10 protein-coding genes are annotated in these 12767 nt (G+C 49.4%); 9 read left to right on the top strand and 1 reads right to left on the bottom strand.

The annotated features are described in order from the left end of the window. The first annotated feature begins 137 nt into the window (after nucleotides 1-137). A complete protein-coding gene (gene ablB / locus ADA01nite_RS16640) occupies nucleotides 138-1004 on the top strand; it encodes a putative beta-lysine N-acetyltransferase (protein WP_146811399.1) in 867 nt (288 codons plus the stop codon). A 5-nt stretch (nucleotides 1005-1009) separates the two neighbouring features. On the opposite strand, the gene ADA01nite_RS16645 is transcribed toward ablB, so the two are convergent. Beyond that, complete coding sequence (locus ADA01nite_RS16645; RefSeq protein WP_146811400.1) at nucleotides 1010-2521, bottom strand: PucR family transcriptional regulator; 1512 nt, start codon at nucleotides 2519-2521, stop codon at nucleotides 1010-1012. 127 nt (nucleotides 2522-2648) lie between these two features. Between ADA01nite_RS16645 and ADA01nite_RS16650 the strand changes: the two genes are divergently transcribed. The 8 genes from ADA01nite_RS16650 (at nucleotide 2649) to ADA01nite_RS16685 (ending at nucleotide 12651) form a co-directional block, all read left to right on the top strand. Beyond that, nucleotides 2649-4019 (top strand): aspartate aminotransferase family protein, encoded by a 1371-nt coding sequence (locus tag ADA01nite_RS16650; RefSeq protein ID WP_146811401.1) that lies wholly within the window; start codon nucleotides 2649-2651, stop codon nucleotides 4017-4019. Nucleotides 4020-4035: 16 nt separating this feature from the next. Continuing rightward, the gene (locus tag ADA01nite_RS16655; RefSeq protein ID WP_371863572.1) at nucleotides 4036-4725 is read left to right on the top strand and encodes a CoA transferase subunit A; all 690 of its coding nucleotides are present in this window, start codon (nucleotides 4036-4038) and stop codon (nucleotides 4723-4725) included. Continuing rightward, nucleotides 4710-5378 (top strand): 3-oxoacid CoA-transferase subunit B, encoded by a 669-nt coding sequence (locus tag ADA01nite_RS16660; RefSeq protein ID WP_146811403.1) that lies wholly within the window; start codon nucleotides 4710-4712, stop codon nucleotides 5376-5378. Before ADA01nite_RS16655 ends, ADA01nite_RS16660 begins: the two co-directional genes overlap by 16 nt. Before the next feature lie 21 nt (nucleotides 5379-5399). Then, nucleotides 5400-6677 carry a peptidase gene (locus ADA01nite_RS16665; RefSeq protein ID WP_146811404.1) on the top strand — a complete coding sequence of 426 codons (1278 nt, stop codon included), beginning with the start codon at nucleotides 5400-5402 and terminating at the stop codon, nucleotides 6675-6677. Nucleotides 6678-6839: 162 nt separating this feature from the next. Continuing rightward, nucleotides 6840-7562 carry a cytochrome c biogenesis CcdA family protein gene (locus tag ADA01nite_RS16670; RefSeq protein ID WP_174760625.1) on the top strand — a complete coding sequence of 241 codons (723 nt, stop codon included), beginning with the start codon at nucleotides 6840-6842 and terminating at the stop codon, nucleotides 7560-7562. 57 nt (nucleotides 7563-7619) lie between these two features. Further along, nucleotides 7620-7928, top strand: coding sequence for a rhodanese-like domain-containing protein (locus tag ADA01nite_RS16675; RefSeq protein ID WP_146811405.1), 309 nt, complete (start codon nucleotides 7620-7622; stop codon nucleotides 7926-7928). A 230-nt stretch (nucleotides 7929-8158) separates the two neighbouring features. Next, nucleotides 8159-11230, top strand: a complete 3072-nt coding sequence (locus ADA01nite_RS16680) for an efflux RND transporter permease subunit (RefSeq protein ID WP_146811406.1) — start codon at nucleotides 8159-8161, stop codon at nucleotides 11228-11230. Between the two features lie 17 nt (nucleotides 11231-11247). Further along, nucleotides 11248-12651 (top strand): efflux RND transporter periplasmic adaptor subunit, encoded by a 1404-nt coding sequence (locus ADA01nite_RS16685; RefSeq protein ID WP_146811407.1) that lies wholly within the window; start codon nucleotides 11248-11250, stop codon nucleotides 12649-12651. The last annotated feature ends 116 nt before the right edge of the window (nucleotides 12652-12767 follow it).

Here is a 12767-nt window from a genome sequence, read left to right on the forward strand (position 1 = left end):
CTGCTCTTCCCCTCATTTTCATGCCGGGGTTGTGGCTAATCGGTCATGGTGGTTTTCTGTGAAAATCATGAAAACAGTGGCATATTTTTTGCAACATTCTTTAACTATGAAAAATATAGAAGAGCGGAGGACTGTTTATGACAACAAAAAATGAACGCTATTATCAAGTCTGTACGGAAATGGGAACCTATTTCACTATGGATGTCTGCCTTGATCCCTTTAATGCCCGCCTGCGCGTGGATGATTATCGCGGCGACGTACAGGCAATGCACGAGCGGATTTTAGAACTTGTGGAGAAACATGCATTTACAAAAGTGTTCATTAAATCACGTTCCGAAGATTGGCAGGCATTCTTACACCTCGGCTATATGCTTGAAGGCGTGTATAAAAAGTACTTTAATGGCAGCGACGCATACAGTATGGCCATGTACTTCACGGATGAGCGGCGCACAAGCGCATACTGGATGGAAGAAGACGAAATTCTGCGTCAGGTGCTCAAGCTTCCGTTAAAATCCATGGAAAATCGGCTCGCTCAGGGTTATTCCATGCGCCTTGCCACCATTGAGGACGCCGAGCAACTGGCTCAATTGTACGGGACTGTTTTTCAGACGTATCCGACCCCGATGAACGATGCGACTTACATCAAGAAGGTCATCCTAGAAGGGACCGTTTTCTATGTAACGGAAGCAGGCGGCCGGATTGTCAGTGCCGCATCGGCTGAAGTAAACGCCGCTTACAATAACGCAGAGGTGACCGACTGCGCCACATATCCCGAACACCGCAAGCACGGACTGATGCGTCATCTGATTACGGCGCTTGAACACGAGTTGCGCCGCCGCAGCATATACTGCGCTTATTCACTTGCGCGCTCGTTATCATTTGGAATGAATGCGGTGTTTCATCAACTGGGTTATGAGTATACCGGGCGCATGACCAAGAATTGCAATATCTTCGATAAATTTGAAGACATGAGCCTTTGGGTTAAGGATTTATCCCGCGGCTAGCAAGCCTACAGAACTTTCAATGCGGCATGGTCGAGCCGGTATGCCATAAGTGCTAGATGGAATTCGGTAAGCGCATGGGCACTTTGCAAATCTTTCTGCGTCTTTTCGGCGATCTGTTCCAACCGATATTTTAGCGTATGCCTATGGATGAACAGCGCGGCCGCCGTGTTTTTGATGTTGGAATTATGCTGAAGATAACAGTCCAGCGTATCCAACAAGCTGGAATTGTGTTTTTGATCGTATGCAAGCAGCGGGTCGAGAAGCGGGCTGTATAAAGCCGTAAGCTCTACCCCTGCTTTTTTCATCTGCAGAAGAGGGGCATAGGCTCCGATTTTATCGTAAGACAGGATAGGCTCTCCGGTGATGATCGATACTTGCAGCGCTTCCCGTGCCTCCTGCGCACCTGCAGCGGTAGCGGCAAGCCTTGTGAACGGTCGGCTTAAGCCGATGTGAAGCAGTTCGGACGTAAGCCGCAACTGCGCTTCCTGCTGCAGAGATTGGGCCGCTCTGATAGCGTCTTTCTCCTGCTTTACAGGAAGCAGGATTGTCATCGTTCGCTGTTTCTCACGCAGCAGTATAGGGATGTTTTGCTTTTGAGCCCAGGATTGGGCGAATGCCCGGAGGCTGTCTTCTGAGACTGAGGCAATTTGCATGATGGTCATAGTTCCTTCCAGTCTAGAGCCTAGTCTATGCGCTAACTTCCGAAGATAGGTTTCATCCTGACTGCCGGTCTCAAGGAGTTCATCAAGCACATCTTCCTGCATGCGGAGCAGCGCTTCCTCGACCGCTTTTCGCTTCAGGAACTCGATGGCGCACACCATTGCGGCCTGCTCAACGATGAGACGGTCCATTTCTGTAAGCGGTGTTCGTTTTTGTACATGCAGGAATCCGTATTGCTCCTGGTCGGTCGCTATCGGATGAATAAGCTGATGTTTGGTTTCTTCAAATGAAACCGAAGTTTCGGAATGAATGCTGCTTCCCTCTAAACGGGTTGCTTGCGTGTCATAGACGTCCACTTCCGCTTGCAGGCGTGCGGCCAGCATATGCACAAGCGGGGCCAATCCCTGATTGTTTAATGCCAGCATGGTCAGTTCCCGGTGGATTTGCTGCGTATCCTGCATGATCTGCAGTTGGCGATTCACGATATGGCCAAGCAGCGCCTTGGTTACTTCAGAGAAGTTCATATGGTGTGGGATTTCAATCAGCGGCAGGTCATGCGCATCCGCCGCTGCGATGAATTCATCCGGAATCCGCTCCATATAAAAGCCGGTGTGAATCGCTACGGCTGACAAATGTTGTAACGCCAGCCGCTTGATAAAGTCATGCCGGTTCGCCTCCGTATCAAGTCCGTACCCGGTCGTAATCAGAAATTCTCCTTCTTGAAGTCTGGTTGTATCCTCGATAATTTCAACGATGGTGACCCACTTGATGACTTTGTGCAGTCCGCCGCGGCCTCCGACCAGCTTAATATGTTGAATGTCCGGCAATTCCAACGCTTCTTTTAGTGTAATCGACATGCTAATTCCTCTCTTTATACATCATGTATAAAAAATATACTACAAATTTATGTAATAGTGCGAATATTCTTCTTTGAATTGCCTTGTTATGATGAAAATATGAAGAAATGCAGAGGGGGAGCGTCCGATGAGAGGACATAGCCACGTTATTAAACCGCTGTTAGATAAAGAATATCCCACCGTTTCTCATGGTAGAGGAGTTTATTTATACGACATCGAAGGAAAAGCTTACCTGGATGGATGCTCGGGCGCCGTAACAGCTAATATTGGACACGGTGTACAACCGGTTATTGATGCAATGAATGAACAGGCGAAAAAAGTATGCTTTACGTACCGTTCGCAATTTACAAGCGAAGCGGCGGAAGCTCTGGCTGCCAAACTGGCAAGCTGGACGCCAGGGGATTTGGATTATGTATTTTTTGTCAATAGCGGGTCGGAAGCGACCGAAACCGTAATGAAGATTGCGATTCAATATTGGCAGGAGCAGGGTCGAACGACCAAAAACAAAGTTCTCTCACGCTGGATGAGCTACCACGGTATTACCATGGGCGCACTCTCTATGTCCGGCCATATTCTAAGAAGAAAGCGCTTTATTCCGCTGCTGGAGGAGTTTCCGTCGATTGAGCCTCCCTATTGCTATCGCTGTCCGTTCAACAGCACATATCCAAGCTGCGGCTTGCTGTGCGCCAACCAGTTGGAGCAAGCGATTCACCGCATCGGCGCTGATCATATCGCCGCATTTATCGCGGAGCCGATTATCGGTGCTTCCGGCGGTGCGGTTACGCCACCGCCGTATTATTATCAGCGGATTAAAGAAATTTGTGAGCGCTATAACATTTTGTTTATTGCCGATGAAGTGATGACAGGCAATGGAAGAACCGGCAAACCGTTCGGAATTGATCATTGGGGTGTCGTACCGGATTTAATGGCGCTTGGCAAAGGGATGAGCGCCGGATACACGCCGATGGCGGCCGCCATTGCCAGCAGGCGCATTATCGATATCATCGCCGCAGGTTCGAAGTCGATTATGTCCGGCCACACGTTTAGCGCCAATCCGCAATCCGCCGCCGTTTCGCTTTCGGTTATGCAATATATCGAAGATAACCAGCTGATTACCAGAGCGGAAGAGCGAGGTATTCAATTGATGGCGGGCCTGCAGGCGCTTATGCAGAAGCATGACATTATCGGTGATGTGCGCGGTAAGGGTCTTTTGTGCGGCATTGAATTTGTTAAGAACCGTACGACGAAGGAGCCGTTCTCCCTCAACCTCCACGTAACAGAGCGCTTGATTGAAAAGGCGATGCAGAAAGGATTGCTTATTTACAGCGCGTCCGGCGGCATCGACGGACAGGCGGGCGACGCCGTTCTGGTGGCCCCGCCGTTTGTCATCTCAGAAGAAGAAGTGAATGAACTTTTATTTATACTTGATCAGTCCATTGGTGAGATAGAGGTGGAATTGAAGCAGGAAGGGCAGCTCGTTTCCAAAGAAAGCGTATAACGGAGGAGGGATGCAGATGACACAGACAATCTCTAAAGTAGTTTCACTCGATGAAGCGCTGGCCCATATTACGGACGGCATTACGCTTATGTTTGGCGGATTCGGCGGCGTAGGCAATCCGCCGACTCTTATCGACAGCATTTTGCGTAAAGGGGTAACTGATCTGGATTTAATCGGCAACGACTCCGGTTTTCCCGATATCGGAATTGGCCGACTTGTAACGGCAGGCCGCGCCCACAGCTTAATTACGTCGCACATCGGTTCCAATCCGAATGCCGGTCGACTGATGACGGAGGGCAGCATGAAGGTAACATTCTATCCTCAAGGTACGCTGGCCGAGAAGATTCGCGCAGGCGGTATGGGCCTGGGCGGCATTCTGGTGGATGTAGGACTTGGCACGATTGTGGAAGAAGGGAAACAAAAGATTGAAGTGGACGGAAAAACATACATGGTGGAACCGGCACTGACTGCGAAAGTTGGCATTGTATATGCGAAAAAAGCGGACGAATACGGAAACCTTGTGTATGACAAGAGTGCGCGCAACTTTAACCCGCTTGTGGCAATGGCAGCAGACATCACAATTGCGGAAGTGGACGAAATCGTACCGTGCGGAGCACTTGATCCGGAATGCATCGTAACACCGGGCGTATATGTGGACTGTATCGTACAGAGCGAAGGGGTGAACTGGAAATGGGCGTGGGAGTAGAGCAGCGTTACTTAATCGCGCGGCGTGCGGCGAAAGAAATCCGGCCGGGCATGCTGGTCAATTTAGGTATCGGTATCCCGACGCTGGTTGCGGATTATATTCCGCATGACTGGGATGTTATGTTCCATGCAGAGAATGGAATACTCGGAACCGGTCCGACCCCTGCAAAAGGCCAGGAAGACGAAAATCTTTGCAATGCAGGCGGATTTCCCGTTACCATCGTGCCCGGTGCTTCCTACTTTGACAGCACTGTCGCATTCGGCATGATCCGTCGCGGCTACCTGGATATCACCATTCTTGGCGCATTGGAAGTGAGCGAAAAGGGTGATTTGGCCAACTGGATTGTACCGGGGAAGCGGGTGCCCGGCATGGGTGGAGCTATCGAGCTGGCGCAGAAAGCCAAAAAAGTCATTGTGTTGATGAATCATACAAACAAAGCGGGAGAGCCGAAAATTTTACGGAAATGTACGCTGCCGCTGACCGCTCCGGAATGTGTAGATATGATTATTACCGAACGGGCGGTGATTGAAGTGGTAGACGGAGAATTATACTTGCGCGAGGTGCTGTATCCGTATACGGTCGAACAGGTGGTAGAAAGCACCGAAGCCCCGCTTAAATTTGCGGAAAGCAGTCAAATTCCGGTCTTTAAATAACCAGGGAGGTGCACAGGCGTAATGAAAGAACAAGTAAAGCAGTGGATGCGGGAGCACCGGCAGGAAGCCATCGATTTTCTCGCGCAGGTCGTGCAGGCGCCGAGCGTGCAGGGCAAAGAAGCAAGCGCGCAGAAATTGGTGGCCGATAAGTTGGCCTCGCTTGGTTTGGATGTAGACATATGGGAGCCATCGGGTGAAGAGTTAATTAAACACCCATACTTTTGCTCTCCGCGCACATCGTTTGAGGGAAGTCCGAACGTAGTGGGAGTCTGGAAGGGCGAAGGCGGCGGAAAGTCGCTTATCTTGAACGGGCACATTGATGTCGTACCGGCAGGCGACCTTGATCAATGGAATGATGATCCTTTCAGCGGCAAGGTTGAAGATGGCAAAATGTATGGGCGCGGCGTAACGGATATGAAGGGCGGCAATATTGCGATGCTGTTTGCTATCAAGTGCCTGAAAGAGTTAGGTGTCCGTCTTAAGGGCGATATCATCTTCCAAAGCGTAGTGGAGGAAGAAAGTGGGGGATCGGGGACATTATCTACGGTATTGCGCGGCTACAAAGCTGATGCAGCACTCATTCCAGAGCCGACCCAGATGAAAATCTTCCCGAAACAACAGGGGTCCATGTGGTTCAAGATTAAAGTAAAAGGGCGCTCCGCGCATGGCGGCACGCGTTATGAAGGCGTAAGTGCGATTGAGAAGGCGATGATTGTCGTGGATGCGATCCGCAAGCTGGAGAAGGAAAGGAACGAACGGATTACCGACCCGCTGTACAAAAATATCCCGATTCCTATTCCGATAAACGTGGGAACGATTCAAGGTGGAGAGTGGCCGTCTTCCGTTCCTGATTTGGTAGAGCTGCAGGGACGGATGGGTGTAGCGCCGGATGAGGAAATGAAAGATGCGAAACAGGCAATGGCTGAAGCATTGGCCGCGTTGGATGATGAATGGTTTAAGCAGCATCCGCCGCAATTGGAATGGTTCGGTGCACAGTGGATACCGGGCATGATTGACAGCGATCACGAGCTGATGAATCATCTTATCCACTCGTACCGTTCAGTGCTTGGCGAAGAACCTGCTATCGAAGCTTCCCCATGGGGAACGGACGGCGGGTTGTTGACCAGGGTAGGGGAGACTCCGTCCATCGTATTCGGACCGGGAGTAACCAGCATGGCCCACTATCCGAACGAATACATCGAGCTTGATCGCGTAATGGAATGCGCGGAGATTATGGCACATACAATTATGCACTGGTGTGGAGTAGCGAACGAGAAGACGCTCACTGCAGAAAGGTAAAAAAGCATGCCTGAAAAGGGCGTGCTTACTTTTTTCCATCTGTGAAAAATCGGACGAATTATGACAGGACGGTGAAACTGCTTGTCCGCTATAAAATAAAAAGTATGTCCATTCTTGCATGAGAAGAATCGAATGTGCGACAATGCTTAGAGAGGTGGTAATATGCAGCAATCCATATCCGTATCATTCGCCTGGTTTGCCGGCTTACTTTCTTTTTTCTCCCCCTGCGTTTTCCCGTTAATACCCGCATACGTTACGCATTTGACCGGAGGGATGGTGCAGGACGATCGGCTTGCAATCCGGCGCAGTACGCTGTTGGTTCGTTCGCTGGCTTTTATTATCGGTTTTTCTATTATTTTTGTTTTATTCGGAGCAACTGCCAGCTATTTGGGACAATTTCTTCGTTCGAATCGAGAGCTATTCGAGCAATTGAGCGGTATTTTGATTGTTATTTTCGGTTTTCAGACAATTGGTTGGCTGAAGCTTCGTTTCCTGGCCCGCGAGAAGCGGTTTGACATGTCCCGTATTCAGGCAGGCAAAGGGTTTTCGTCACTGTTGCTTGGCATGGCGTTCGCGGCCGGGTGGACGCCGTGCGTAGGTCTTGCCCTGTCTTCCATCTTGCTTCTGGCCAGCAATGCTGAAACGGTCAATACCGGTATGTTTTTACTCAGTGTTTATTCTCTCGGTCTTGCGATTCCGTTTTTTATCATTTCGTTTATTATGCTGTATTCCGTTAAAGCAGTCCGCAGCTTGAATCGCTGGATGCCAGTCATTAAGAATGTAAGCGGATGGATTCTTATTGCCATGGGTGTACTAATCTATACGGGACAAATGCAGCGTTTAAGCGCCTGGTTATCTTCGTTTACTTTATTCACAGGCATATAACAGGTATAAGTAAGAAGAGAATTACGAATAAATAATCGCAACAGAGGAGGCGACAGTATGAGTACATACGGTGAAATCTCAGCAAATGAAGTGAATGAGCAGCTCAAACAAGGGAAGAAGCTGAATTTGATTGATGTGCGGGAAGATGAGGAATATGCAGGCGGGCGCATTCCAGGTGCAAAGCACATTCCGTTGGGGCAAATTCCGGCCCGGCTGCATGAACTGGATAAGGAAAAAGAATATATTATGGTATGCCGGAGCGGTAACCGGAGCGGCATGGCATCCGAATGGCTGGCCGAGCGTGGCTACAACGTAAAGAATATGGTCGGCGGCATGTTAGAATGGCCGGGTAGCGTAGAAAAATAAAAAAATAGAGACAATGATAATTGTGAGAAGGTTGATATACCTTCTCTTTTTTTATGGAAAAAGGACGGGCGATAGCACCAGCGAGTTTTTCTTATGTCTTTTCATCTCCGTCTTAAGACGGAGGAAGAATCATGCTTGGGACGTTCCGCCTTAAAGAATGGATACGTTAACATAGAATCGGACTGGTTACATAGCATTCATATAGTAGGAAAGAGGAAGGAGGAGGAGGCGTGGAATTTTTAACCCGTTTCTCATTAAAGAACTCGGCCGCCGTTATTATTATTATTCTCCTGATTACGATGGGTGGCGTGGTGGCTGCTACCTCTCTGAAAGTGGAGAGTATGCCTGATATCTCGTTCCCGGTTGTCATTGTCCAGACGGACTATCCGAATGCGGCTCCGGAAGATGTGCTTGATGATGTGACCAAACCGCTGGAAAAAGCGGTCAATACCATCGAAGGAATGAAATATCTCGAATCGCATTCAGTTGATAATCACTCTACGCTTGTTGTGATGCTAAACGCGGGAACGGACGTGGAGGAAGCCAGGGATGAGGTTGAAAAGAAAATCTCGGGCGTCAAATTACCTGCCGATGCGGAACGCCCGCAGGTGAACACAGAAGGCTTCGGAACGGCGCCGATTTATTATCTAGCCGTAAGCCCCAAAAACACGGCGATATCCGATGATTCCTTAAATTCTCTGGTAAAGGATACAATCGTGCCTGAGCTCGAGGATATCCAGGGAGTGGAGAAGGTTTCCACTGTCGGCGAGCGCGTGAACAAGGTGCATATATATCCTAATCTATCGGCGCTCAGCAATTATGGATTTTCCGCTTCCCAGTTTAAACAATTAATTCAAGCGAATCATGTTGGTATTCCGGCAGGAAATGTGAAAATACAGGAAGAAGAGCAGGCGGTACGTATTCTTAACAAGTTTACAAACATTGAACAGATTAAGAATACGAAATTATTTCTTTCTTCCGGCATGAACAGCGGACTAGCCTATGTGAAAATCGGCGATGTGGCGGACGTCGCTTTTGAAACGGAAAAGGAACAAATTAGCCGTCTGAACGGCAAACCAGGTATTAGCATCCGCCTGTACAAGACACGCGAAGGAAATGCGGTAGAAACTGGCGACATCATTAACAAAAAGCTGGATGAGCTTCGCCAGCGTTATCCTGACATCGATTTCAAGACGGTATACGACACCTCTGTAGACATTAAAGACTCCATCAAGAGCATGATGAATGAAGGAATGATGGGCGCCATCATGGCATCCCTGATGATTCTTTTGTTCCTGCGCAACATGAAATCCACGCTTATTGTACTCGTATCCATCCCGCTTTCTATCTTGGTCAGCCTTATTTTCATGAGTTGGCTCGGCTTGACACTGAATATGATGACGCTGTTTGGCATGGCCATTGCCGTAGGCAGGGTGGTGGACGACAGTATCGTTGTCATCGAAAATATTTTCCGTCACCTGCAGTTGAATCGTGAACGAAACACTGACGTCATCCGGTTCGCGGCAAAGGAAGTAACAAACGCCATTACATCATCAACCATAACTACCGTAGCTGTATTTGCGCCCATTGCATTCGTAAGCGGCGTTGTTGGCGAAGTATTTCGTCCGTTTGCTGTCACGGTTGTTTGTTCGCTGCTCGCCTCGCTATTGGTAGCGGTGACGGTCGTACCACTGATGACCAAACTTCTTCTGCTGCGCTCAACCAAAGTAAAAGAGCACGAGCCGGGCAAAGTATCCTTTATGTATCAGCGTTTGTTGAAATGGTCTCTTGGCCATAAGCTAATTACAGCCGGCATTGCGTTTGGCCTGCTGATAGGAAGCCTTAGTCTGACGGGATTATTAAATGTTAGTATGTTTGGCGAATCCAACATCGGTGTTATCCAAACCGCTCTTAAGATGCCGAAAGGAACGTCGCTGGAAGTAACGGCGGAAGCGACACAACGACTGCAAGACGTATTTCAGAAGGAGCCTGGAGTCGATTATATCGAGACAAATATCGGGGAAGAGAACGAACCCAATAAATCGTCTATGTTTATCATGCTGAAAGACGGTGCAGACGTGAATGCGATTCTAGAACGGTTCCGTGAGCAAACCGAACCGCTCGTTCCGGCGGATTCCAAGCTAACGATTGATAAGATCAGCAACGGTGCAAACGAAGGATATGAAGTTATACTCAACGGTCCGAATAAAGAGGCGCTGACAGAAGCCGCGGAATTGGTGAAAGCTGAAGTGGAAAAAAATCCGCTGCTGGTCAATGTCAAAGACAATCTCTCGGATAAAAAATCAGAAGTGATTATACGGGTCGATCGCGACAAAGCGGCAGAGTGGGGAATGTCCCCGATTCAAATCGCCGGGGACGTTAGCAGCCTGACGGGCAGCGCGAAAATCGGGAAAATTAAAATTGATGAGGAAGAATATGATTTTATCCTGGGATTGAAAGAGGCGGATACGGATTCGCTTGAGAAAATCAGAAGCATTCTGCTGAATACGCCGATGGGACAGCAGATTCGTTTAGAAGATGTGGCGACGGTAACGAATGAAGAAGCGCCATCTCAAATTATGCGCCGCAACGAAAAAGAATTCATCGCCATTACCGCAGATATTACAAGCAGCGACAAAGAAGGGGTAAGTACTGCCCAGAATGAAGCGATAAAGAAAATGAAATTGCCGGATGGCGTTACAGTAGCAAGCGGCGGCGTAAGCGAGGACATGCAGAAGAGTTTCCAGGAAATGTTTTACGCTCTTGGTGCCGCAGTGGTGATGGTATATATCGTAATGGTAATCGCATTCGGAAATGCGATGGCCCCGCTTTCCATTCTGCTGTCTTTACCGCTCGCAGCTATCGGAGGAATTGTCGGTCTGTTCCTGACGGGCTCTTCCCTGGATCTAACGGCGCTTATTGGGTTTTTGATGCTGATTGGCATCGTAGTAACGAACGCGATCGTCTATGTAGACCGCGTACAACAGCAGCGTGAGAAGGGGCTTGAAACGCGTGAGGCGCTGCTTGAAGCAGGCGTTACCCGCCTGCGTCCGATTATTATGACTGCAGTGGCGACCATTGTAGCGCTTCTGCCGCTCGGGCTTGGCGAAGTAGAAGGTTCGCTGATGTCTCCGGGTCTTGCCATCGTTGTTATCGGAGGGTTGACTACATCCACGTTGCTCACCCTGGTTATTGTCCCGGTAGGCTATGAAGCAATGGATAAAATTCGCAATTACACGTTAAGAAAACGCGGCCTGCTTCCTGCAGCGGCATCTACCGAAGAAGAACAGCAGCTCGCGTGAAGGAGAGGAATGCACGTATGAAGAAAAAGTGGATACATGTAGGGGCGGTCTGCCTGGTGTCAGCATCGCTGCTCGCCGGTTGTGGTTCCGCGCGGGAAGCGGGCCTTGTCACTGCGGGCAGTGCCGCCCAGGAAGTAAAACCGATCGCCGTTAGCATAGCGGAAGTCAAAGAGGGCGTACTAACAGGCGGAAGCCAGCTGTTGGGGGAGATTTCCCCAAAGGTAAGTGTTAATGTGGTTGCCAAACTCTCCGGTACGCTTGCTTCGTTGTCCGTACAAAAAGGAGAAATGGTGAAGCAGGGGCAGGTAATTGCTCGATTGGATCAAACGGATTACGTGCTGGGTGTAAAACAGGCCCAGGCATCACTGAATACGGCCCAGGCTTCATTAGCCCAGGCGCAGGCAGGCGTAAGTGCGGCAAAAGCATCGCTGGCCCAGGCGCAGGCTGCGGTAGAAACGGCCACCTCATCGCTCAATCAGGCAAAGAGTACATACGGAATTAAAGCAGCCGGAAACACTTCTTATGAAATCGCCCAGCAAAGTGTTGCCATTGCCCAGGCGAACTATGACCGCGTTAAGAGTCTGGTAGATGCCGGTGCTGCTTCCAAGACGCAGTTAGAGCAAGCGGAAAGCGCTCTTCTGCAGGCAAAGACCCTGATGAATCAATCAGCCCAGGCGGATGCGCAGGGCAAAGGTGCGATTAATACGGCTAAAACAAGTGTAAAGCAGGCGCAGGTAAGCGCAGATAAAACGGCCAAAGCTGCCGTCCAACAGGCGATGGGTGGCGAACGCGCGGCCCGTGCCGGTGTGCAGCAGGCCCAGGTAGGGCTGGAAAAAGCACGTACGGCATTGAATGATACCGTGATTAAAGCCCCGATTACCGGTATCATAAGTTTCGTTGGATACGAGACGGGAGAGCTGGTCAGCCCGCAGCAGGCAGTAGCGACCATTATTAACATTAATCCGGTGCTTGTCAAAATCAATGTATCGGAATCCATGGTCGTCAAATTTACTAAAGGTGCCCTCATGGACGTAGAGATTCCGGCACTTGGCAAAACAGTCAAAGGTAAAGTCACATACAGGGGGATAGAGGCGGATCGGCAGTCCAAAATGTTTCCGATTGAACTCGAGATTCCAAACCCGGACGGCGTTATTCTTCCCGGTATGAAAGTCAATGTGCTGGGCGTCAGTATGAATAATCAGAAAGGCTTGCTCGTACCGGCGGATGCCATCATTGAGAAGGACGGAAAGAAAAGCGTGTATATTGTGGAAGGAACACGTGCGATTAAACGAGCCATTGTTACCGCCGAGGGGAATTCTACACACGTACTGGTGGTCAGCGGTTTGAAATCGGGGGACAAAGTGGTAGTAAAAGGACAGAGTCAATTGAAGGATCAAGCCCAGGTGCGAATTGTGCAATAAAGAATAGGTACAGGCATAGATATGGAGGGAAGGGGCTTATCCTCATCCCTCTTTTTTCTGTGAAAATCACGAAGAAAAAAGGAGAGAAAGAGGAAATGAGATCCAGAGAAGAAAAA

The organism is Aneurinibacillus danicus (assembly GCF_007991215.1).
GTDB classification, from domain to species: Bacteria; Bacillota; Bacilli; order Aneurinibacillales; family Aneurinibacillaceae; genus Aneurinibacillus; species Aneurinibacillus danicus.